This is a genomic window from Helicobacter sp. (assembly GCF_022770205.1).
GTDB lineage: Bacteria > Campylobacterota > Campylobacteria > Campylobacterales > Helicobacteraceae > Helicobacter_D.
The window spans coordinates 53,229-77,016 of record NZ_JALEIK010000004.1 but is presented as its reverse complement, the minus strand read 5'-3'; the positions used below and the strand labels follow the sequence as shown (position 1 = coordinate 77,016).

The 23,788-nt window shown below is 38.2% G+C and carries 20 protein-coding genes and 1 pseudogene; 17 read left to right on the top strand and 4 right to left on the bottom strand.

What is annotated here, in order from left to right; translation table 11 throughout:
* Window positions 1-59: 59 nt before the first annotated feature.
* The 3 genes and pseudogenes from MRZ19_RS08510 to ribA form a co-directional block, all read right to left on the bottom strand.
* Window positions 60-254: pseudogene (locus MRZ19_RS08510) on the bottom strand (hypothetical protein); the annotation flags it as partial.
* Between the two features lie 409 nt (window positions 255-663).
* On the bottom strand, window positions 664-1,893 hold the full coding sequence (locus MRZ19_RS01065; RefSeq protein ID WP_291029479.1) for a molybdopterin molybdotransferase MoeA: 1,230 nt from the start codon (window positions 1,891-1,893) through the stop codon (window positions 664-666).
* Window position 1,894: 1 nt separating this feature from the next.
* Window positions 1,895-2,476, bottom strand: coding sequence for a GTP cyclohydrolase II (ribA, locus tag MRZ19_RS01060; protein ID WP_291029475.1), 582 nt, complete (start codon window positions 2,474-2,476; stop codon window positions 1,895-1,897).
* A 122-nt stretch (window positions 2,477-2,598) separates the two neighbouring features.
* On the opposite strand from ribA, the gene hypB reads away from it, so the two are divergent.
* Both hypB and MRZ19_RS01050 read left to right on the top strand, forming a co-directional pair.
* Window positions 2,599-3,282, top strand: coding sequence for a hydrogenase nickel incorporation protein HypB (gene hypB / locus MRZ19_RS01055; RefSeq protein WP_291029473.1), 684 nt, complete (start codon window positions 2,599-2,601; stop codon window positions 3,280-3,282).
* Window positions 3,260-3,535, top strand: a complete 276-nt coding sequence (locus MRZ19_RS01050; RefSeq protein ID WP_291029471.1) for a HypC/HybG/HupF family hydrogenase formation chaperone — start codon at window positions 3,260-3,262, stop codon at window positions 3,533-3,535. The genes hypB and MRZ19_RS01050 overlap by 23 nt, the downstream gene beginning before the upstream one ends.
* 37 nt (window positions 3,536-3,572) lie before the next feature.
* On the opposite strand, the gene MRZ19_RS01045 is transcribed toward MRZ19_RS01050, so the two are convergent.
* Window positions 3,573-4,670, bottom strand: coding sequence for a methyl-accepting chemotaxis protein (locus MRZ19_RS01045; protein WP_291029469.1), 1,098 nt, complete (start codon window positions 4,668-4,670; stop codon window positions 3,573-3,575).
* 233 nt (window positions 4,671-4,903) lie between these two features.
* On the opposite strand from MRZ19_RS01045, the gene fumC reads away from it, so the two are divergent.
* The 15 genes from fumC (at window position 4,904) to mfd (ending at window position 23,786) form a co-directional block, all read left to right on the top strand.
* Complete coding sequence (gene fumC, locus MRZ19_RS01040; protein ID WP_291029467.1) at window positions 4,904-6,301, top strand: class II fumarate hydratase; 1,398 nt, start codon at window positions 4,904-4,906, stop codon at window positions 6,299-6,301.
* A gap of 179 nt (window positions 6,302-6,480) precedes the next feature.
* Window positions 6,481-7,821 carry an Asp-tRNA(Asn)/Glu-tRNA(Gln) amidotransferase subunit GatA gene (gene gatA / locus MRZ19_RS01035; protein WP_291029528.1) on the top strand — a complete coding sequence of 447 codons (1,341 nt, stop codon included), beginning with the start codon at window positions 6,481-6,483 and terminating at the stop codon, window positions 7,819-7,821.
* A 9-nt stretch (window positions 7,822-7,830) separates the two neighbouring features.
* On the top strand, window positions 7,831-9,282 hold the full coding sequence (guaB, locus tag MRZ19_RS01030; protein WP_291029465.1) for an IMP dehydrogenase: 1,452 nt from the start codon (window positions 7,831-7,833) through the stop codon (window positions 9,280-9,282).
* 14 nt (window positions 9,283-9,296) lie between these two features.
* Entirely contained in the window at window positions 9,297-10,733 is a 1,437-nt protein-coding gene (gene glnA / locus MRZ19_RS01025) for a type I glutamate--ammonia ligase (RefSeq protein WP_291029463.1), read from the top strand.
* Between the two features lie 125 nt (window positions 10,734-10,858).
* Window positions 10,859-11,131, top strand: coding sequence for a preprotein translocase subunit YajC (yajC, locus tag MRZ19_RS01020; protein ID WP_291029461.1), 273 nt, complete (start codon window positions 10,859-10,861; stop codon window positions 11,129-11,131).
* Window positions 11,132-11,138: 7 nt separating this feature from the next.
* A complete protein-coding gene (secD, locus tag MRZ19_RS01015; protein ID WP_291029458.1) occupies window positions 11,139-12,710 on the top strand; it encodes a protein translocase subunit SecD in 1,572 nt (523 codons plus the stop codon).
* A gap of 8 nt (window positions 12,711-12,718) precedes the next feature.
* Window positions 12,719-13,690: a protein translocase subunit SecF gene (gene secF / locus MRZ19_RS01010; protein ID WP_291029456.1), complete on the top strand. Its 972-nt coding sequence runs from the start codon at window positions 12,719-12,721 to the stop codon at window positions 13,688-13,690.
* Window positions 13,690-14,031, top strand: coding sequence for a DUF6394 family protein (locus MRZ19_RS01005; protein ID WP_291029454.1), 342 nt, complete (start codon window positions 13,690-13,692; stop codon window positions 14,029-14,031). Before secF ends, MRZ19_RS01005 begins: the two co-directional genes overlap by 1 nt.
* A gap of 9 nt (window positions 14,032-14,040) precedes the next feature.
* On the top strand, window positions 14,041-16,506 hold the full coding sequence (gene leuS / locus MRZ19_RS01000) for a leucine--tRNA ligase (protein ID WP_291029452.1): 2,466 nt from the start codon (window positions 14,041-14,043) through the stop codon (window positions 16,504-16,506).
* Window positions 16,503-17,012 (top strand): LptE family protein, encoded by a 510-nt coding sequence (locus tag MRZ19_RS00995; RefSeq protein WP_291029450.1) that lies wholly within the window; start codon window positions 16,503-16,505, stop codon window positions 17,010-17,012. Before leuS ends, MRZ19_RS00995 begins: the two co-directional genes overlap by 4 nt.
* Entirely contained in the window at window positions 17,012-18,226 is a 1,215-nt protein-coding gene (locus tag MRZ19_RS00990; protein ID WP_291029448.1) for a diguanylate cyclase, read from the top strand. The genes MRZ19_RS00995 and MRZ19_RS00990 overlap by 1 nt, the downstream gene beginning before the upstream one ends.
* The gene (locus MRZ19_RS00985; RefSeq protein WP_291029446.1) at window positions 18,216-19,436 is read left to right on the top strand and encodes a Mur ligase family protein; all 1,221 of its coding nucleotides are present in this window, start codon (window positions 18,216-18,218) and stop codon (window positions 19,434-19,436) included. The genes MRZ19_RS00990 and MRZ19_RS00985 overlap by 11 nt, the downstream gene beginning before the upstream one ends.
* Window positions 19,437-20,369: a M23 family metallopeptidase gene (locus MRZ19_RS00980; protein ID WP_291029444.1), complete on the top strand. Its 933-nt coding sequence runs from the start codon at window positions 19,437-19,439 to the stop codon at window positions 20,367-20,369.
* Window positions 20,288-20,734 (top strand): polymer-forming cytoskeletal protein, encoded by a 447-nt coding sequence (locus MRZ19_RS00975; RefSeq protein ID WP_291029442.1) that lies wholly within the window; start codon window positions 20,288-20,290, stop codon window positions 20,732-20,734. The genes MRZ19_RS00980 and MRZ19_RS00975 overlap by 82 nt, the downstream gene beginning before the upstream one ends.
* Complete coding sequence (mfd, locus tag MRZ19_RS00970; RefSeq protein ID WP_291029440.1) at window positions 20,721-23,786, top strand: transcription-repair coupling factor; 3,066 nt, start codon at window positions 20,721-20,723, stop codon at window positions 23,784-23,786. Before MRZ19_RS00975 ends, mfd begins: the two co-directional genes overlap by 14 nt.
* Window positions 23,787-23,788 lie beyond the last annotated feature (2 nt).

Genomic DNA, 23,788 nt, shown 5'->3' with positions numbered 1-23,788 from the left:
TTTTTTGGATACGCGGCATATAATTTCCCCATTGCTGCCGTTCCTGTGCTAGCTAATGTGGCATTGATAGCACCACCTGCAACCGATCCAACTACTGGAATGAATTTTAAAAGATTGCCTGCTGCTAATCTTAGTCCAAAGCCAGTGGCGCATACACCTGCCAATCCTAATGCGACCTTTTTGGCGGATTCTTCGTTAAATTCTAGTCCATAAATTTTGCTAATGTGTATAATCATAGCAATTTGCGTAGGTATAAGAAGCGCGAAGTCTGAGAAGGGAATAGGGCTAACGGCAATGCCACCTGCTGCTGTTGAATATCCTTGCTACTAAAGAATCTTTCCTGGCTTGTTCTCTTTGTAGTTTTCTGTCGTATGTCTGTTTCCTTGCTAAGGCATTTTGTTGCGCCTCTTTAAGCAAACTAGAGCTTTTGTGAATTAGCTCCTTAACTCCTGTTATTGGAATCGGCTTTTCTTCATCATCTATTGTGCTTTTTAATTTTTTAGCCTGTTTGTCCGTAAATGAGAATATTAAGCATTTCTTGTTTTCGCTATGTTAAATACTAAAGGATTGGTTTGGAATTTGATTGAGATATGCTGATTAAAAGTAAATTTGAGATTGTAATTATATATATATGCTTAAAGTAAAGGATAATTTTCTAAAAGATTAGGAAAGAAGTAAAACCTCTACAATCTCTCCGCTTTGTTTGCTAGAATCTAAAATGCAAAGTCCTACTTGTGCGTCATCAAGGGGGCAGAAGTTGTTTAAAATCGCACTTTGGAAGTCCTTTTTGCCTTCAAAATCAATGCTGAAGCTTCCCTTAAGATTACGCACATTACACACACGAAATTCTAGGCGTGTATCGTTTTTGGTAATGTTTTGATTTAGTGGAATCTTAAGGGTTGTTGTTGTGGGTTTTGCGCCTAAAAGGCGGAGCAAAATCTCTTTTACAAAGAGTTCAAAGGTTACAAGTGTAGAGTTTGGAAAGCCCGGCAGTGCAAAAAAATGCTTTTGGTTAAAATGCGCATAAATAATATGCTGTCCGGGCTTGATTTGCACGCCTTTAAAAACCACTTCCTTTTCTCTTTCCTTGCAAAGTGTTGTGATAAAGTCATAATCCCCAACGCTCGCTCCACCGCTACTTATTACCATATCACATTCCTTCAAGGCTAGCTGCACGCTAGATATTATCTGTGCTTTATCATCTTTTAAGATGGGGTAGAGCTTTGGGATTGCGCCATTTTCTAGCACTTTAGCTAGCAATAAATGTCCATTTGCATTGTAGAGATCTTGCGTGTTACTTGGATTTTCACCTAATTCTAAAAGTTCATTTCCACTCACTAGGATTCCAACTTTTGGGCGTGTAAAAACTTCTACAAAGACTTGGTTTAAACTTGCTAAAAGCCCGATGTGATGGGCGTTTAGGCGCGTGCCTTTTTGCAGCAAGGTTTCGCCTTTTTTGTAGTTTTCTCCTACTTGGCGAATGTGTTGCCCGATGTGTGGTAGGGCTTGTATTTTGAGAGAATTTTGCTCTACTTCACAATTTTCTACTTGACAATCTTCAATGGGAGCTAGCATATCGGCATTTTTAGGAATCTTAGCCCCTGTGAAAGTTTTAATGGCAAAGGGAGCGTCAAGGGGCAAAGTTGGAATCGCATTTCCTGCTTTGTTTTCTGCTAGGATTTGAAAACTCTTAGCGTCCTTAAAAGCGGAGTTAAAGGCATAGCCATCCATTCTTGATAGCGGAAAATGGGGCATATGAGATGGGGCTAAAATGCCCTTTGCTAAAATTCGCCCTAAAGCATCGTGTAAAAACACGCGCTCAATCCCTAAGGGAGCGATGGTTTGGGTGTGTAAAATCTCTTTTGCCTGTGTGAAGGTGAGATTTGTTTTCATTTTAGAGCAAATGCCCCATTTTTTCTTTTTTAATGCTTAGATAATGCGCATTGTGTTGATTGCACTGCGTTAAAATCGGCTCTCTTGTAACTTTTATCATCGCTTCAAAGGTGCTAATTTTGCTAGGATTATTCGTAAGCAAGCGGATTTGCGTGAGTTTGTAAAAATCAAAGATGAATTTCACCACGCTATAATCGCGCTCATCTTCTTTAAACCCTAAGGCTAAATTTGCCTCCACGGTGTCAAGCCCTGTATCTTGCAGGGCATAAGCATTGACTTTGTTAAAAAGCCCAATCCCCCTGCCTTCTTGGCGGAGATAAATTAGCATTCCTTGCTCTTTTTGGATTCTTTTTAACGCAGCGTGTAACTCATCTCCACAATCACATTTAAGGCTAAGGAGTGCATCGCCTGTTAAGCATTCTGAATGCACGCGCACAAGGGGGTTTTGTGGTAAATTCTGCGTTTTAATCACTAGATGCTCTAGCGTGTGATTAGGCGTTTTTTCTCTAAAAGAGCGGATTTTAAACTCCCCAAATTGTGTGGGAAGTGTTGCTTCATTGGAAGTTTCTATGGTATTTTGCATTGCTAATCCTAAAAAATAAATGGCGCATAATAGCGCATTTGTAGTAAGAAGTGCTTAAAGTTTAGCAAGTCTTTAAAGAAAAATGCGCTAGAATGCGCTAATTTTTGTTAAGGAAATAAGTAATGCAAAGCCCTAAAAGCGTAGAAGTTGGACAGCGGATTCTCTCTAAAAATGACAAGGTTGCAATGGAGTTGCGTGCGATTTATAAAAAGGATTCCGTCTTTGTGGTGAATCTTATGAGTTCACCAGGAAGTGGCAAAACAACGCTATTAGAGCATATCGCAAAAGAGAAGTTGTTAGACTTTAGCGTGATAGAAGGGGATTTGCAAACAAATCGTGATGCAGAGCGTTTAGCACGCTTTGGAGTCAATGCTTATCAAATTTCAACAGGTGAGGCTTGCCATTTAGAAGCTTCAATGGTAAAAGATGCACTTGAGAAATTACACAATCAAGGGGATTTAAAAGGGTTTATGTTTATTGAAAATGTGGGGAATCTTGTGTGTCCTGCAAGCTATGATTTAGGGGCAAATATGAATATTGTGCTACTCTCTACGCCAGAGGGTGATGATAAGGTGCTAAAATATCCTACGATGTTTTTATGTGCTGATGTGGTGGTGGTTTCTAAGGCAGATTTAATGGAAGTTTTTGACTTTAAGATAGAGCGCGTTAGGGAGGATTTAGCAAAGCTTAAAAAAGAGATTCCATTGTTTTTGCTATCCTCTAAAAATATGGAATCCTTAGAACAATTCTGTGCATTTTTACAGCAAAGAAAGGAGCAAAATTATGTGTCTAGCCATACCTTCTAAAGTGGTTTCTATTGATAAAGAAAGCAATATGGCAACGCTTGATACGCTAGGTGTTACGCGTGAAGCAAGTTTGGATTTAATGAGTGAGGAAGTAAGCATTGGGGATTATGTGCTTTTACACATTGGCTATGTGATGGGAAAGATTGATGCAGAGCAGGCGAAATTGTCGTTAGAAACTTATGCGGAGATTATAAAGGCGATTGAAGAGGAGGAGGCAGAGCTAAGAAGTGCTAATAATGGGCAGGTTTTTTAGGATTTTAAATTTTATGGGCATAAGGGAAAATCGCATTTTAAGAAAGGGAAGAGAGTTTTTCTTGTGCTAGGCTATTTAAACAAGCCACAACGCCATCACTTGCAACTTCTGCTTTTGCAAAGTGTTCATAAATTTCTTCTAAGCAGTTGCTTGTATTTCCGTGTTGTTTCATCATCTCGTGTGCAGCAATAATGTTATCGTGCACCTCTTTGTGGAATGGTTCTAGCTTTGTATAGCTTGGAAGCATTGAGAAGAATTGTTTTCCATTCCCGCTATCATACCATTTACCTAGACGGCAATCGTGATGTCCTACAAATTTTGCTTCTAAATCCTCATTAAAAATTGCGCGATAGCCATTTGTCTTAAATAGCAGATGGTCTAATTTAACAAGTCCAATGAAGGTTGCAATAAGGATTTTATTGGTGTCTTTGCAAATTTCATCGGCAGAAGAATTGATGGTTTCTAGGGTTTCATTTTGCGCTCCAAGCATTTCCATATTTTTAATGATATGTTCTGTGGAAGTTTGCACATCAGAAAAGTTTTGTGTGACAACTTGGATATTCATTTCAATTTCTTTTGTAGCCTTTTGTGTGCGCTCTGCTAGTTTGCGCACTTCATCTGCAACAACAGCAAAGCCTCTTCCGTGTTCTCCTGCCCTTGCTGCTTCAATGGCGGCATTTAAGGCGAGTAAGTTTGTTTGGTCTGAAATGTCAGTGATTAATGCAATCACTCCTGAAATGGCTGTAAAATCACTTTGCACCTGCGTAATCATATCTCTAAATTCAGTGAGTTTAGATTCCATATTGGATAATCCTTCAGTCAAAACATTTTGCATTTGGGAAGTGTTTTGTTTATTGTCTTCAGCAATTCCTCTTGCGTTATAGAGTAGGTCAATGGATTTACTAAAATCATCTTGTAAGACTTTAAGATTGGTGCTACAACCCTGTGCTAAAGATAGTGTCATATCCCTAAAAGTGCCGATACACTCTCCAGCATTAGAGTGCTGTTTTGAAGCGATTTGTAATTGTTCTTCAAGGGATTGGTTTTTTTGCGCCATCTCTTGTAATTTTGCTTTTAAGCGTTTATTTTCGTCTAAAGCGTGTTGTAATTCTTTTTTATATTTTTCTCCAAACATTGCGCCTTCCTTATGTTTAAGATTCTTTTTGCTTATGCAATGCTGTTGCATTAAACCTTATGTGCGCGTGATTGTAAGACTAGAATGTTTAAAACAAAATTATTTCAATAATCTTATTTTAAGGCTTTAAGAGTGCTATTGTTGGATTTAAATTCCTAGCGATTATAAGTAAAAATTATAGATTTTTAGGTTAAATTATGCGCCTATTTATTTTTGAAAGAAAGGATGAAGTGATGCAGCAGAAATTTAGGATTGAACACGACACAATGGGTGAAGTGAAAGTGCCAGATGATAAGTATTGGGGAGCGCAAACGGAGAGAAGTTTTGAAAATTTTAAAATTGGGATTGAAAAAATGCCCAAGGTTTTAATCTATGCCTTTGTAAATCTTAAAAAATCTCTAGCTATTGTTAATCATAGCTTAGGTAAGCTTGATGAAGTGCGTAAAAATGCTATTGTGCAGGCGTGTGATGAGATTGTAGAAGGCAAGTTTGATGAGAATTTTCCGCTTGCAATTTGGCAAACAGGTTCAGGCACACAGAGTAATATGAATGTGAATGAAGTGATTGCAAACCGCGCCACAGAGATTGCAGGCTATGACTTTAGAAAGGAAAAATTTATCCATCCCAATGACCATGTGAATATGTCACAAAGCTCTAATGATACCTTCCCAACGGCAATGAGTATTGTTGCAGTGGAGCAGGTGCTAAAAAAACTAATCCCTTCACTTGAGCACTTAAGCGCAACCCTAGGCAAAAAAGCACAGGACTTTAAGGGGATTATTAAAATTGGACGCACGCATTTGCAAGATGCTACGCCTTTGACTTTAGGGCAGGAATTTAGTGGGTATCATTCTATGCTAGAGCATTCCAAAGAGCAAATTCTAGCCAGTTTGCCTACACTAAGGGAACTAGCCATCGGCGGAACAGCAGTAGGAACGGGCTTAAATGCGCATCCACAACTGAGTGAAAAGGTAAGTGCAGAACTAACAAAAATGCTAGGCATTGAATTTGTATCAAGCCCTAACAAATTCCACGCATTAACTAGCCACGATGCGATTACTTTTACACACGGAGCAATGAAGGGCTTGGCGGCAAATTTAATGAAAATTGCAAATGATATTAGATGGCTTGCAAGTGGTCCTAGATGTGGATTAGGAGAGCTTAGGATTCCAGAAAATGAACCTGGAAGCTCCATTATGCCCGGAAAGGTTAATCCCACACAATGTGAAGCACTAACGATGGTTGCTGTGCAGGTGATGGGGAATGATACGGCAATTGGAATTGCTGCAAGCCAAGGGAATTTTGAACTTAATGTGTTTAAGCCGGTGATTATTTATAACTTCTTACAAAGTTTAGATTTACTTGCTGATGCAATGCACTCCTTTAATATCCATTGCGCTGAAGGGATTGAGCCGGAGTTAGAAAAGATTGATTACAATTTACACCATTCTTTAATGCTTGTAACTGCATTTAATCCACACATCGGCTATGAAAATGCTGCAAAAATTGCTAAAAACGCACACAAAAAAGGAATCTCTTTAAAAGAAAGCGCATTGGAGCTAGGCTTAGTAAGCGAAGAGGATTATAAAAAGTGGATTGATCCTAGCAAAATGATTGGACCAAAGGCTTAAAGGTGGAATCCAAAAAGGGCTTTTGCTCTTTTTTGTGCTAGATAAATTCCGATTCTAATTTTTACGATTCCTTATAAAATTTTACAAAAACTATAAAAAACACAGATTTTTAACCCTTCTATCAACAAAAATCCTTTATAATTCCAAAACTTTTTAAACATTTTGGAGTTTTTATGTCTATTCCAACGCTACAAGAAGCACTTAAGCTTGATAAAGATGGTATCCAAGCCTTAAAAAATACACTCAAAGAAAAAATCAAAGCAAGTGATTTAAATGCATATGTGGGGGCATTAGAGGATGCTGATGCAAATCTTTTGCCCATTGCCATTAAAGATAATATTAATGTTAAGGGATGGGAAATTACTTGTGGAAGTGAGATTTTAAAAGGCTATGTTGCACCTTATGATGCAAGCGTGATTGAAAATTTAAAGCACAAGGGTTTTGCGCCTTTTGGACGCACAAATATGGATGAATTTGCAATGGGTAGCACAACAGCAAGCAGTTGCTATGGTAAAACGCTAAATCCTAAAAACAAAGAGAGAGTTCCGGGTGGAAGCAGTGGTGGAAGTGCGGCAGCTGTGGCAGGTGGAATCGCACTTGCAGCACTTGGAAGCGACACGGGTGGGAGCATTAGACAGCCCGCTAGTTTTTGTGGTTGTGTAGGATTGAAGCCAACTTATGGCAGGGTGAGTCGCTATGGGCTTGTGGCGTATAGCTCAAGTTTAGATCAAATTGGACCTATTGCGCAAAATGTCAGTGATTGTGCATTGCTTTTTGATGCGATTGCAGGTTATGATAAAAACGATTCCACAAGTGCAAATTTGCAATCGCCAAGCACTTTTAAGACTCTAAATCCTAAGCGCAAACTAAAAATTGCAATTTTGCCTGAGTTTTTAAAAAATGCTGATTCTAGCATTCAAAATGCTTATCAAAAAACCATAGATGTGCTGAGTCAAAATGGACACACGATTATTGAGAAGCAAATGCTAGATACTAGCTATATGATTGCCGCATATTATGTGATTTGCACAGCTGAAGCAAGTTCAAATCTAGCGCGTTTTGATGGGGTGCGTTATGGAAAGAGAGCAAAAGATGTTAGCAATCTTAAAGAATTGTATTTAAAGACGCGCTCGCAAGGCTTTGGAGATGAAGTCAAACGCAGAATTTTGCTAGGCTCTTTTGTGTTAAGCAGTGGATATTATGATGCCTATTATATTAAAGCGCAAAAGGTGCGCACGCTAATTGCAAGGCAGTATGAAGCGATTTTGCAGGATTGTGATGTGATTTTATCCCCTGTTGCACCAAGTGTTGCCTTTGACTTTAATGCGTGTAAAACGCCTTTGCAAATGTATTTAGAAGATATTTACACCATTGGTGTAAATTTAGCGGGATTGCCTGCTATTTCTTTGCCTGTGGATAGTGATGGGGGCTTGCCTATTGGAATGCAATTTATTGGAAGGGCTTTTGATGAGCAAACGCTTTTAGATGTCGCATTGCATTTAGAAAACACATTACAATAAGGAGTTTTTATGAGAATTAGAGCGCGTGCCTTAACCTTTGAAGATGTTTTGTTAGTTCCTGCATATTCTGAAATTTTGCCCAAAGAAGTTTCTTTACAAACAAAATTTTCACGCAATATTACCTTAAATGCCCCCCTTGTTTCTGCAGCAATGGATACGGTTACAGAAGAGAGAACGGCTATTGCAATGGCAAGGCTTGGCGGGATTGGAATTATCCATAAAAATATGGATGAAGTTACGCAGGCTGCACTCATTAAAAAGGTTAAAAAAAGTGAAAGTGGAGTAATCATTGATCCCATTTATATCTCTCCAAATTCTACTTTAGCTGATGCAAAGGCAATCACAGATAATTATAAAATTTCTGGCGTGCCTGTGGTAGATGACCACGGAAGTTTAATTGGAATCCTAACCAATCGCGATATGCGCTTTGAGATAGATTTGACACGCCCCGTTAAAGATGTGATGACAAAAGCACCGCTAATTACGGGGAAGGTTGGCACAAGCTTAGAGGAAGCGCGCAATATTATGAATCAGCATAAGATTGAAAAATTACCCATTGTTAATGAAAAAGGAATCTTAAAGGGGCTAATTACCATTAAAGACATTCAAAAACGCATTGAATATCCAAGTTCTAATAAAGATGATTTTGGGCGTTTGCGCGTGGGTGCGGCAGTTGGTGTGTTTCAATATGAGAGAGCTAAGATGCTTGTAGATGCTGGGGTTGATGTGTTGGTTTTGGATTCCGCACACGGACATAGTAAAGGGATTTTAGAAACGATTGCAACCATTAAAAAAGATTTAGTTGTGGATGTTGTTGCAGGCAATGTTGCAACAAGCGAAGGTGCGCTAGCACTCATTGATGCAGGAGCAGATGGGGTAAAAGTAGGTATTGGACCAGGAAGTATTTGCACAACAAGAATCATTGCAGGTGTGGGTGTGCCACAAATGACAGCAATTGATGCTGTTGCAAAGGTGTGTCAAAAAGCTGGGATTCCCGTGATTGCTGATGGCGGGATTAAATATTCTGGCGATATTGCAAAGGCTCTAGCTGTAGGTGCTTCTAGCGTAATGATTGGAAGTTTGTTAGCTGGCACAGAAGAATCTCCGGGGGAAACAATTATTTATCAAGGAAGGCAATATAAAACTTATCGTGGAATGGGGAGTTTGGGTGCAATGAATCGTGGCAGTGCTGATAGATATTTTCAAGAAGGCACTGCACAAGAAAAGCTTGTGCCAGAAGGGATTGAAGGGCGTGTGCCTTATCGCGGAAAAATTGCTGATGTGGCGCATCAAATGCTTGGTGGATTGCGTGCATCAATGGGGTATTTAGGTTCTAAGGATATTCCAACACTTTGGGAGAAGGCAGAGTTTGTGGAGATTACACAAAGTGGTTTAAGAGAATCTCATGTGCACGATGTGTTAATCACTAAAGAAGCACCAAATTATCACATTAATCACTAATTAAAGGAATAACAATGCAAAAACCAGTAGCAGATAAGAAGGCTGTTGAGCAGTTTTTTAACTATTGCAAAGAGAATGAAGTAGAGTTTATAGACTTTCGTTTCACGGACATTAAGGGCGTTTGGCATCACTTTTCCTTTGATGCAGAAGTGATTGATGCAAGTAGCTTTGAAGGGATTCCTTTTGATGGAAGTTCACTTCCTGCTTGGCAGAGCGTGGATAAATCTGATATGGTGTTAATTCCAGATCCTGTGCGTTATTTTATAGATCCTTTTACAGCGGATACAACGGCGGTTGTGTTTTGTGATGTGTGGGATATTTACAAGGATGAGCCTTATGAGAAATGCCCACGCTCTATCATTAAACGCGCTATGAATTATCTTAAGGAAAGTGGAATTGGTGATGTGGCGTATTTTGGTCCGGAGAATGAATTTTTCGTGTTTGATTCTATTAAGATTAAGGATTCTGTGAATTGTCAATATTATGAAATTGACACAGAAGAGGGCGAGTGGAATCGCAATAAGGAATTTGAAGGGGTAAATTTTGGGCATCGTCCAGGAACTAAGGGGGGATATTTCCCTGTTGCGCCTGTGGATTCTATGGTGGATTTGCGTGCTGAGATGGTGAAGGTGCTAAAACAAGTGGGGTTAGAAACCTTTGTGGTGCATCACGAAGTGGCGCAAGGACAAGGAGAGATTGGCGTGAAGTTTGGTGATATGCTTGAAGCTGCTGATAATGTGCAAAAGCTTAAATATGTTGTGAAGATGGTGGCGCATTTAAATGGTAAAACAGCAACTTTTATGCCAAAGCCCCTTTATGGCGATAATGGTAGTGGAATGCACGTGCATATTAGTATTTGGAAAGAGAATAGGAATCTTTTTGCAGGGGATGCTTATGAGGGCTTAAGCCAAATGGCGTTGCATTTTTTAGGGGGCGTGTTAAAGCACGCAAGAGCATTAGCTGCTTTCACAAACCCTAGCACAAACTCTTATAAACGCCTTATTCCAGGCTTTGAAGCCCCAAGTATTTTGACTTATTCTGCGCAAAATAGAAGTGCTAGCATTAGGATTCCTTATAATAGCGGAGAGAAGGCAAAGCGAATGGAGTTTAGATTCCCTGATAGCTCTAGCAACCCTTATTTAGCATTCGCATCGCTTCTTATGGCGGGCATTGATGGGATTAAAAACACAATTGATCCGGGTGCGCCAATGGAGATTAATCTTTTTGAATTGCATTTAGATGAAATCCGTGAAAAAGGCATTAAGCAGCTTCCACATACACTTAGACACGCTATTGAAGAAATGCTAGTGGATAGGGCGTATTTAAAAGAAGGTGGAGTGTTTAGTGAAGAGTTTATCCAAGCTTATAAAACTTATAAATTTGAAACAGAAATCTGGCCTTGGGAAGCACGCCCCCATCCTTTTGAGTTTATTACAACTTATAGTTGTTAAAGATTTTTGTTTTAATCCTTGTCTGTGGTTAATTATCCCCTTAAATTTTAGATTCTGTTTTAAACATTTAATTAGTAAAGCAGTGGTAAAATCCGCAAGTTTATTTTACTTTGTAAGGTTTGATTATGGAAAATATTGGAAACACCTTGACGCAATTACTTCCCTTGCTTGTGTTGGTTGCGATTTTTTATTTCTTGATTATCCGCCCACAGCAAACACAGGCTAAACGCCATAGAGAGATGCTTAAAGGTTTGGATAAAGGGGATAAAATTGTAACAAGCGGTGGGTTTATTGTAGAAATTGTTAAGCGTGAAGAGGAGTTTTTTATGGTGCGCTTAAATGACGATACGGTTGTAAAACTCTCCAAAGATTATGTTGCTAAAAAAATTGAACAATAGTTCCTTTATGAAAAAATCTTTTAACACAAAGTTATTCTTTTTTATTGTGGCAACGCTTTTTGGAATCGTGCTTTCTATTCCTTCCTTTTTTCAAACGCAAGGTCCTAAAATCACATTAGGATTGGATTTACAAGGAGGGTTAAATTTGCTTTTAGGAGTGCAAACACAAGAAGCTATAAAGACGCGTTACACTTCTTTAGCGGCACAAATTAATTACTATGCATTGGATGAGCAAATCTTATTAGATAGGCTAAGTGTGCGCGGAGATTTTGTTAGCTTTGAGTTATTGGATTCTAATGAAAAAGCTAAGATAGATGCGTATTTAAAGACGATTCCGGGTTTAAATATTACAGAGAATAATCTTTATTACACAATTTCTTTTACAGAAGCTGAGATTGTAACTCTTAAGAATTTTGCCATTGAGCAAGCTATTGGAAACATTAGGAATCGTTTGGATCAATTTGGGCTCTCTGAGCCTAGCGTAACCAAGCAAGGGGAAGATGCAATTTTAGTCCAATTACCCGGTATTAAAACACAAGAGGATGAGCAGCGTGCTTTAGAGCTCATTTCCAAAGGTGGGCATTTACAAATGATGGCAGTTGATGAAGCGCGTAATGCTAGGGTTTTTTTGATGACGGATGCAGAAGCAGAGTCCTATGGGGATGTGATTTTGCCTTTTGCAGATGATCCAACGCAAAAAATCTTGCTTAAAGCAATCCCTATTTTAGATGGTGCGATGCTAACAGATGCAAGGGCGGCGTATGATCAAAACGGACAGTCTGTAATTAATTTCACGCTTAATGCACAGGGGGGCAAGATTTTTGGCGATTTCTCAGGCAAGAATGTGGGCAATCGTATGGCAATTGTGCTAGATGGTAAGGTGTATTCTGCCCCTGTGATTAGGGAGAGAATTGGTGGGGGAAGTGGGCAAATTAGCGGTGGCTTTAGTGTGCAACAGGCAAGTGATATTGCAATTGCATTAAGAAGCGGAGCATTGCCAGCACCTATAATTTTGCTAGAAAAACGCAGTGTGGGTCCTTCATTGGGAGCTGATAGCATTAAGGCGTCTATGATTGCGCTAATTACAGGTGCGATTTTAGTTGTTGTGTTTATGGTGCTATACTATGGGATTGCGGGGATTATTGCAGATATTGCATTAGCGGTTAATATTTTGCTAGTTATTGCGGTGATGGCACTTTTTGGAGCAACTCTAACACTTCCGGGAATGGCTGGGATTATTTTAACGGTGGGTATGGCAGTGGATGCAAATGTGATTATTAATGAAAGAATTAGAGAGGGATTGCGCGCTAAAGAGAATTTTATCAAATCCCTAGAAAATGGTTATGCTAACGCTTCAAGAGCGATTTTTGATTCCAACTTAACTTCATTGATTGCTGCGGTGTTGTTGTATATGTGTGGAACTGGGGCAATTAAAGGATTTGCAATCACAATGAGTATTGGAATCTTAGCATCAATTATTACTGCAATTGTTGGAACGCACGGCGTGTTTAGAATGTTTCAGAATCGTATTATAAAATCAGGCAATTATGCGCTGTGGTTTGGTTATAGAAGTCAATAAGGATTACTATGGATTTTTTTAAGCATAATAAAGTGTATGATTTTGTAAAGATGTCAAATTATGGAATTGTGCTTTCTTTGATTTTATTTGCAGGCTCTCTTGTTTTATTTATTAAACCCGGATTTAGTCTTGGTATAGACTTTGCTGGTGGGACAATTGTTCAAGTGCAGTATGAAAAGCCAGCTCCTTTGTCAGAGATTAGAAAAACATTAGAAGCGGTAGAGAAGTATAATGGTGTGCAAGTGAGTGAGTTTGGCTCACCAGAGGAGATTTTAATTAAACTTCCAACAGCTTCATCAAGCGTAAATGAAGATATTGGGCAAGAAGTGGCAAATGTCCTTAAAGACACAGGCAATCTTAGTGTGCGCCGTGTAGATGTTGTGGGTCCAAAGGTAGGAAGTGAGCTTAGAGAAAAGGGGAGTGTAGCACTTATTCTTGCACTAATTAGCATTCTGTGTTATGTTTCTTATCGTTATGAATGGCGGTTTGCGCTAGCAGCGATTTTAGCACTTGTGCATGATGTTGTGATTGCTGCTGGAGCTGTGGTTTTGTTTGATATTGATTTAGGGCTAGAAGTGATTGCTGCACTTTTAACAATCATTGGATATTCCATTAACGACACAATTATTATTTTTGATAGAATCCGTGAAACCATTAGTCTTAGAAATCAAGAAACCTTAGAAAATGTTATTAATGAAGCACTTTCAGCTACGCTTTCAAGGACGATTCTAACTTCTTTAACAATGTTTTTTGCGGTTTTTACTCTTTATGTTTTTGGTGGAGAAATTATTAAAGGTTTTAGTCTGCCAATGTTAGTTGGCTCTATTGTTGGGAGTTATAGCTCTATTTTTGTTGCAAGTAAACTTGTGATTTTGTTTGGATTTGATTTGCAAAAATATTATCAAAAAGTGATTGAAGCAGAGAGAAAGGCATTAGAGAAAAAGAAATTACGAGAAATGTATGAAAGGGGTAGAATCTAATGGATTGGGGAAAGGTAACTTTTGTTTTTTTTATTTTGATGAGCCTAACTTTTACGGTTGGCTTTTTGGTTGAACAAAGTTTGGTGATGCTATTTATCGCAGGTGGTGTCAATATTCTCTCAACGATTTTAAAGATTGGGGTTAGGAGCTTTATGTCAGCAGAGCTCATGGCAGCTTCTTTGGTGGCAGATTTACATTTAATTCCGGCATTGATTTATCTGCAAGTATTTGATGACATTAATGTCGCAGTAGCATTAGCGCTTGGTGCATTGGTTGCAAATATTGTATCTGTTATATTTATCTCTATTGAAAGCATTAAGAGCTACAACAACTATAATTAGAGGTGTGGTATGGAATACAATCCTAGGGAAGTTGAGAGGAAGTGGCAGAAGTTTTGGGAAGAGAGTGGTGCGTATGAACCAAGAGAAGATAAAGCTTTGCCTAAAAAGTATATTTTAAGTATGTTTCCTTATCCTAGCGGGAATATCCATATGGGGCATGTGCGCAATTATTGCATCAGCGATGCGATTGCTAGGAAGTTTCGCAAAGAGGGTTATAATGTGTTGCATCCTATTGGTTGGGATGCTTTTGGAATGCCAGCAGAAAACGCTGCCATTAAGCATAAAACACATCCTAAAGCTTGGACTTATTCTAATATTGAAAATATGAAATCCCAACTTTATAGTCTTGGATTTTCTTTTTCAAAAATGCGTGAACTTGCAACTTGTGATAGGGTTTATTCAAAATGGGAGCAAACTTTTTTCATCGCAATGTGGGAAAAGGGGCTAATTTATCGCAAAAAGGGCTTTTTAAATTGGTGTCCAAATGATAAAACCGTGCTTGCAAATGAGCAAGTGATTGAAGGAAAATGTTGGCGTTGCGATACGCCTGTGGTGCAAAAAGAAATGTATCAATACTACATTAAAATCACAGATTATGCTGAGGAATTATTACAGGATTTAGATGCACTAGAGGGGAAGTGGCCTAATCAAGTTTTAACAATGCAGCGCAATTGGATTGGTAAGTCAGAGGGGTTAAGCTTTGTCTTTGAGTTAGAAAAAAGTATTCAAAATGGGGATGGCGTGATTTCAGAATTAGAAGTCTTTACCACGCGTCCTGATACGATTTTTGGTGCGAGTTATTGCGCAGTTGCACCTGAACACCCTTTAGTGAAAGCAATATTAGAAAATGCGCAAAACTATGGACTTGCAAAAGAAGTGATGGAGCAAATTCAAGTAATGCAAAACACAAGCGAAAGGGAGCGTGCACAGCAAGAAAAAATAGGGATTCCACTTGGAATTTATGCCATTCATCCTTTAAGTCAAAAAAGGATTCCATTATGGGTGGCAAATTTTGTGTTAATGGGTTATGGAAGTGGGGCGGTGATGAGTGTGCCAGCCCACGATGAAAGAGATTTTGAGTTTGCTAAAAAATATGATTTACCTATTATTCCTGTGATTCAACCAAAAGATTCCAAAGATTTTACGCAAAATGGTTTTTACACAGAAGGTGGGGTGCTAATAAATTCACAAGAGTATGATGGCTTGGATAATGAAGAGGCAAAGCAAAAAATCATTGCTTATTTTGAAAAAAGTGGCAAGGGTAGGGCTGTTGTAAATTTTAAATTGCGAGATTGGGGGATTTCAAGGCAGAGATATTGGGGGACTCCGATTCCTTTAATCCATTGTGAGTTTTGTGGCATTGTGCCAGAATCCTTAGAGAAATTACCCGTTGCATTGCCTGAGGATGTTAGCATTGATGGGGAGGGGAATCCGCTAGATAAGCATTTGAGTTGGAAGCATTGTGCTTGCCCAAAATGTGGGAAAAACGCACTTAGAGAAACAGATACACTAGATACTTTTGTGGAATCTAGCTGGTATTTCTTGCGTTACACAACGCCACAAAATTTGCGCCAAAATGAGGCAATTAGCGCAGAAGATGCGCAATATTGGATGGATGTTGATGAATATATTGGCGGGATTGAACACGCGATTTTGCACTTATTGTATGCGCGTTTTTTCACAAAAGTTTTAAAAAGTTTGGGTTATACAGAATCTAGTGAGCCTTTTTCTAATCTTTTAACACAAGGAATGGTAACAAAAGATGGTGCAAAAATGAGCAAATCCAAAGGAAATGTTGTAGATCCTAGTGAGATTATTGCGCAATTTGGTGCAGATACTGCAAGGCTTTTTATTTTATTTGCAGCTCCTCCTGTGCGGGAGTTGGAATGGAATGATTCAGCAGTAGAGGGTTCTTTTCGCTTTATTAAGCGTTTGTGTGCAAAGATTGAAAAAGTGCAAAAAATTACCATCTTACCAAAAATTGCAGTAGAAAATTTAAGCCAGAAGGAAAAATATGCGCGCAAAAAAGTCTATGAAGCACTGAAAAAATCCAATGAAACTTTCACACACGAGAGTGGATATGCTTTTAATACGCTCATTGCTGCTTGTATGGAAGCTTTAAATGCCCTTAATGAGCAGGATAATGCTAAAGTGTGGAGCGAGGGGTATTTTATTTTGCTTAATGTGCTAGAGCCGATTATTCCACACATTTGTTGGGAGTTAAGTAAGAAGTATTTTAATCTTGCAAATTTTGCTCCCATTGCTTTAGATGCGTCTGCATTAAAAGAGGATTCCATTACAATGGCAATTACAATCAATGGTAAGCGTAGAGGTGAAATTAAAGTGGCTATCAATGCAGATGACACAGAAGTTTTAGCGCTTGCAAAAGTTGCCGTTGAAAAATGGATTAATGGAGTCGCCATTGTAAAAGAAATTGTTGTGCCCAATAAGCTTGTGAATTTTGTGGTGCAATGATGCAAAAAATTTTTCTAATTTTAGTAGCTTTTTTAGCATTGAATTTTAGTGCGTGTGGTTATAAGCCTTTAGCGCATAACACCCAAAAAACATTGGGCGATAAAATTTATGTAGAAGTAAAAATTGATCCTAGAGATCCCCAAAATAGTGTGGCATTAAAAGATGAGCTCTCTAAAAGTATTTTTGGTCGCCTGCACGCAAATATTGTGGATAAAGAAAATGCAACTTCCATTATAGAAGTGCAATTGCGTTCAGTAAGTTTTAACTCTCTTGCAGAGAACCGCACAGGTTTTGCAACATTTTATCGTTGCGAAGTTGCTGTGGAATTTAAATTTATCAATAATCTAAGTCAAAAAATGCGTGTGTTTAATAAAAGAGGATTTTATAGCTTTTCTTTGAATGAGAGTTCTATCATTACGGATTCTGTGCGACTTGAGGCGATTAATCGCGCAACACTCCAAGCTTTAGATGGATTTATTTCTCAAATAGGGATTGAGGGGCATTGATGCAAAATGCACAAAACATTGCTAGAGAAGCTTTGAGGGCATTGTTAAAGGAGGGAAAAGAACCAACGCCAGAGGCTTATGCGCAAGCTTATTGTGTAGCAGCTAAGAAAATGGGTATTGTGGTGGAATTAGAATTGAGCATTGAAAAGGTGCTTGAAATGTTAGATCCTGAAGCTAAAGAGAATTTACCGCACAAGAAATTTAAGCATAAAAATGAGCTTCTTATTGCTTTAACAAAGGCTATTAATCATCTTAATTTTTCAAAGAAAAATTTTAATACTTCACTTGAAACATTAAAATTGCTTTTGCGCCTGCTTGCTACACATCCTCAAAAAGAGGTAAGTATGCTTGCAAAGGGACATTTGATTGAAATTGATAAGCTAAATTCTCAATCTATGCATAATTGGCGTGAGCGTTGGATGGAGCAGGTTAAAAAGATTCCAGAATTTGATTTTTTAGATTTTTTAAAGGCACTTGAAATTTTAAGTAATTTTAAGATTCCTTATTTTGGAATCCAAAAATGGCAAGATGATGTGCGTGAGTTCTTAAAAGAGTCAAAGCCTACAAAAGAAGAGCAGCTTAAATTGCTAAAAGGCTTAGAAGCTCAAATCTTAGCCCTAAGTGCCTTGCCTTCTTCTCTAAACCAACAAGAACCACAAAAGCACGATTTTACAAATCCAGCGACACATCCGTCTAAAAAGCTGTTAGAATTTAAAGATGTAATGGCATTGCCTATTGATGCGATGACGACTTTGATGAGCAAGGTTGGAATGCAAAAAGTGCTAAATTATGCTGAAGAGGAATTTGTAAAAACAAGTGAAAATTACGCAGTGATTGTTTTTGGAATCGCAAGTTATGATAAAATCAAACTTCATTATGGAGTTGAAGCGGCAAAACGGATTTTAGCAACGCTTGGAAGGTTATTAAAGCAATATAGCAACACAAGTGATTTGATTGCTTATTATGGGAATGAAGAGTTTTTGGCTTGTTTGCTTGGGAGAGAAAAAGAAGAGGCAATTGCCTTTATTTATAATTTAGACAAGATTGTGAGCCATAGCAAGTTTATGTTTCAGCAAACGCGCATTGCAATTTCTTTAAGTGCGCAAGTGTCGCATCGTGTAGAAGCAAGAGATTTAGAATCTATGCTTAAAGTTAGCCTTGAGGAATTTGTTAAACACAAAGACTCACAAGGGATTATTCAATATGATGTCTAGGTTGGAGTGTTTTTTAAAGCAAAAAGGAGCAGAATATGCACCTTTTAATCCAAAACGCGCACCAAGGCTTTTAGAAAAACTCCATTTAAGTTTTAATAAAAATCAAGTTATTATTCAAATAATAGGCACAAATGGGAAAGGAAGCACAGGGAGATTTCTAGCCTTAATGCTTAAGGCTTTAGGGGTAAGGGTGGGGCATTTTACTTCCCCGCATTTATTATCGCTTTGTGAGAGATTTTGGATTAATGGAGAGAGTGTTAGGGAATCTGCGTTAGAGAGTGCATTTTCTAGTTTAGATTTACAGGTTTTAAAAGAGGCAAGCTATTTTGAAGTGCTGACATTTTTAGCTTTTAAAATTTTTAAGGATTGTAAGATTGTGATTTTAGAAGCGGGGCTTGGCGGAGAGTATGATTCTACAACAACTTGTAGCACTCCAAAACTCACACTTTTTACAAGCATTGGAATGGATCATGAAGATTATCTTGGCACAAGCATTAAAGAGATTGCCATAACAAAACTCAATGCAATGGTAAAACTCTCTGTGTTAGGGTTTCAAAGAGAAAAAGAAGTGGTCAGCATTGCAGGGCAAATCGCTAAAGAAAGAGATGTGGAGCTAGAGAGACTCAAAGAAATTCCACAAAGTATTTTAGAGTATGTCAAAGCGCATCATTATCCAAGCTATCAAGCACAAAATTTAACACTTGCTTGGCAGGGTTTAGTTATGGCGATAAAAAGGATTCCAAGTTTAAAAAAGTTGGAATCTAAAATTGATTTTAATTCAAATTTTGCTTTAAAATCTCTTTTGCAAACGCTTCCTCCCCTTGATTTGCAAGGGAGATTCCAAAGTTTAACGCCAAAGATTTTTTTAGATGTTTTACACAATACAGATGGTGCAAAGGCGTTATTAGAGCATTATGCAAATTTTAATAGGAATGCAACCATTTTAATTTATAATTCTTATTCTGATAAAAATCCAAAAGCAATCTTATCGCTTCTAAAACCTATTATTCAGCGTGTTGAGATTTTTCAGGTGGAGAATTTGCGCGTGATTGATAAGAGTGCGTTGGAGAAAATTTTACAAGAACTTGAGATTCCCTATTGTGATTTTGTGGCATTAAAAAAGGAATCGCAATACCTTGTGTGCGGTTCTTTTAGCGTGGTGGCGAAGTTTTTGAGAGATTTTAAAGCAAAGAAGATAGAAGAAAAGTAGATGAAAAATCGTTTTGTTGTAACAATTACTGATATTAATGGCTCTAAGCAATATAATATCCGCCAATATGTGAAGCAAATTGTGTTGTATGTGATTTTGCTTGTGGTGGTGATTTTTTTCTTTAGTTTTATCTCTATCCGATTATTATTAACAGAAGTGCGTCAAATTGAAGTTAAACGCGATTTGATGCAACAAGAATATTATAAAATTAATGAGAAAAATGAAGAATTGCAAGCCTTGATTGATGAGAAAACACAGGAACTTGTTAAAGTTTCTGATAGGATAGAGGATTTAGAGGGGATTGTGGGTTTAAGTGATAGAGTGGTGAATCCTAAAGAATTAAGTTTGATTGAGCGTGTGGATTTAGCTAGCATTACAGGAGCGCAAAAAGCCTTTGTAATGCAACTAATTCCAAATGGCTTGCCTATGCGTAGTGAATACCGTGTAACTTCTGATTGGGGAGAGCGTATTAATCCTGTCTCCCAACGCAAGCACTTGCATACAGGGGTTGATTATGGTATGCCTGTTGGAACACCTATTTATGCTCCAGCTGATGGTGTGGCTTATTATGTTAATAATGGTTATAATGGTGGTTATGGAGTGATGTTGAAATTAGAGCATTCCTTTGGTTTTAGCACATTTTATGCGCATTTGAGTAAAATTGCTGTTCAAAAAGGGGATTTTGTAAGGCGTGGGCAGGTTGTTGCTTATTCTGGTAATAGTGGGAGAAGCACAGGTCCGCATTTGCATTATGAAATCCGTTATTTAGGGCAAGCCCTTAATCCGCGTCCTTTTATTGAATGGACAATGCGGGATTACACACAAATTTTTGAAAAGGAGAAAAATGTCAAATGGCAATCTTTACTAACAATGATAAATCAATTGGTGGAAATTCAGCAAACACCAGCATTATTGCAGAGGGAACAAAAATAAAAGGAGATGTGTATAGTGAGTGTAATTTACACATTGATGGCGATTTAGAAGGAAATGTTGTTGCAAAAACAAATGTGGCAATCGGTAAAACAGGGAATGTTGATGGCAGCATTAATGCGGAGCATTTAGTCATTAGCGGAAAACTTATGGGGAGTTGCACTTGTAGCATTGTTGAGATTTTGCCCCAAGGCAGAATTGATGGGAGCATTGTCGCAAAAGAGCTTATCATTGAAAAAGGTGGGGAGTTTGTTGGGCAAAGCGTTGTGCATAAAAATAATGAATTTGAAAAAAAGCAAGAGGATTTAAAAACATTAAAATCAATTCCTTTAAATCAAAAAACAGAGGAAGGCATTGCATCAGAGTAGCCTTTATGTATTTTTAAAGACACATAGCAAAGAGTTTAAAACACTCTTTAAAGATGGGCTTATAGTCTTATGTGAAGATAGGAGAAGTGCTTTATCTTGTAGCGATGTGGCAAAGTTTTTAGGATTTGAAGCCTTTGTGTTGCCCGATTTTAGGGCAGCATTTGGGGAGGATTTAAGGAGCTACCAAGAAGAGTTAAATGCGCTGTTTCAAACTTTAAGAGAGTTTTATGCGTTTCCAAGTGAAGGGAATATTGAAGGCGAAGGGAATTTTGGGGGCAAGATTTTATTCTCGCCCTTTCATACGCTTTTGCACCCTATGCCAAATATGGAATCGCTTTTGACAATGCGGCTTAAAGTTGGCGATGTTTTAAGCCTTAAGAGTTTTAAAGAGAGTTTGTTGCATTTTGGCTATGAATTTGTGGATTTAGTAGAGCTTGGCGGGGAAGTTTCAGTGCGTGGGGATATTATTGATCTTTTAACGCCAAATAGTGAAAAGCCCTATCGCATCACGCTTTTTGATGATGAGATTGAGAGTGTGCGGCATTTTGATTCTCAGACGCAATTATGCTCTAAAGAATCGTTGGAGTCTTTGGAGATTGTTCCTGCATTTTTAAATTTAAATGCGGAATCTTATGAGAAGCTAAAAGAAACAATTTTAGAGCTTTCTTGTAAGTATTCAATGCTAGATAGTGGAAGTGGGGATATTTTAGGCTATGGATTTTGGTGTTTAGAAAAACTTGGAATCACAAAGGATTTTTTAAGTGAATATCCTTTTGTAGTTTTACCAAGTGTCAAGGGTTTAGCAAAAGAAGCCCTAGAGTTTAAGGAGCAAAATGCTAGTCAATTACAATGCGTGCTTGAAGGTAAGATTTTAGATTCCACACAGGAATATCAAGATTTTGATTATAATTTTAATACCTTACAAAACTTCCTAGAACTCCATAGCACAAAGGCAATCACAATCCTAGCAAAGAGCGAAGCGCAGGTGCGTCAAGCTAGGATTCCATTAGATGCGCCTTATACTTTTAAGTTTGGTGTGGATTATGCGATTAATATTCTAGGTAAAGAGCATTTGATTCTCTCGCTTAATGCTCCACAAAAGCAACAAAAACGCACTAGGGTTAAGATTTTATTAGATGAGTTAAATGTTGGCGATTATGTGGTGCATTGTGATTATGGAATCGCAATTTTTAGTGGAATCACACAGGCAAATATTTTTGGAGCGACGCGTGATTTTATTGTGTTGCGCTATTTGGGTGAGGATAAGCTTCTTTTGCCTGTGGAAAATTTAGAGAGGATAGACCGCTACATTGCTGATGGGATTCCGCTTTTAGATAAGCTTGGGAAGGGTTCTTTTGCAAAGCTTAAAGAAAAGGTTAGAGAAAAGCTTTTTGTGATTGCAAATGCCATCATTGCGCTTGCGGCAAAGCGTGAGTTAATAGATGGTGTGGTGTGTGATGTGCAAAAAGAAGAGATTTTGCTCTTTCAAAATAAAAGTGGATTCCATTATACAGAGGATCAAGCACAGGTGGTTAAGGAGATTTTTAGGGATTTAAGTAGCGGTAAGGTAATGGATAGGCTACTTAGTGGGGATGTGGGCTTTGGGAAAACAGAAGTTGCGATGAATGCGATGTTTGTAGCGTTTTTAAGTGGTTTGCAATCAGCGATGATTGTGCCTACAACCTTGCTTGCTTATCAGCATTTTAACACGCTAAAAGAACGATTTGCGCCCTTTGGACTTAAATTAGCGCGTTTAGATAGATATGTTAGCACAAAAGAAAAAAAGCAAATTTTAAGCGATTTGAAAAATGGGGAGTTAAATGCAGTAGTTGGCACACACGCATTACTTAGTGCGGAGTTTAAAAAGCTTGCTTTAATGGTAGTGGATGAGGAGCATAAATTTGGCGTGAAACAAAAAGAAAAGATTAAGGATTTAAGCCAAAATATCCATTTGCTCTCAATGTCAGCAACACCCATTCCACGCACGCTAAATATGGCACTCTCACACATTAAAGGCTTAAGTGAGCTAAAAACTCCCCCAAGTGAGAGGCAACCAACACGCACCTTTGTAAAAAGCCTTGATGATGCGCTTTTAAAAGAAGTTATTATGCGTGAAATGCGCCGTGGTGGGCAGGTGTTTTATATCCACAATAGCATTGCGACAATCGCGCAAAAAAAAGAGGAAATTTTGCGCGTGTTGCCAACGCTTAAGATTGCGATTTTACACTCACAAATCCAAGCACAAGAGGCGGAGGATATTGTGCTAGGCTTTGCTAGGGGGGAGTATCAAATGCTACTTTGCACAAGCATTGTGGAATCGGGTATCCATTTGCCCAATGCAAATACGATTTTAGTGGATAATGCAAATTGCTTTGGGATTGCAGATTTGCACCAGTTGCGTGGGCGTGTTGGGCGTGGAAATAAAGAAGGCTTTTGTTATTTGCTTGTGGAGGATTTTGAAGCCATCACAGAGGATGCTAAAAAGCGTTTATTAGCTTTAGAGAAAAATTCCTTTTTAGGTAGTGGGGGGGCGTTAGCCTATCACGATTTAGAAATTCGCGGTGGAGGGAATTTGCTAGGGGAGGCACAAAGTGGGCATATTAAAAATATTGGCTACTCGCTTTATCTTAGAATGCTTGAAGATGCAATTTTTGCCTTAAGTGGAAATGTGGCGCAAAAGGAAGCAAATGTAGAGGTTAAATTAAGCGTAACGGCGTTTTTAAATGCGGAGTTAATAGAGTCTGAACGCTTGCGTTTAGAGATTTATAGGCGTTTATCAAAATGTAAGGAGCAAAAGGCTGTGTTTGAAATAGAAGGGGAGATTGAAGAGAGATTTGGGCGTTTAGATATTTACACAAGGCAGTTTTTGGATTTAATCCGTATTAAGATTATCGCAAGAGAATGTGGGATTACAAGCATTATGAATTATCAGCAAAACATTAGTTTTACTTCAAATAATGGCGATAAGACAAGCATTAAAGCAAGTAGCAAGGATGAAGATGATGTGCTAAAGGCGGTGTTTTTGCATTTAGAAAAGCTACAAAAAGGATAGGA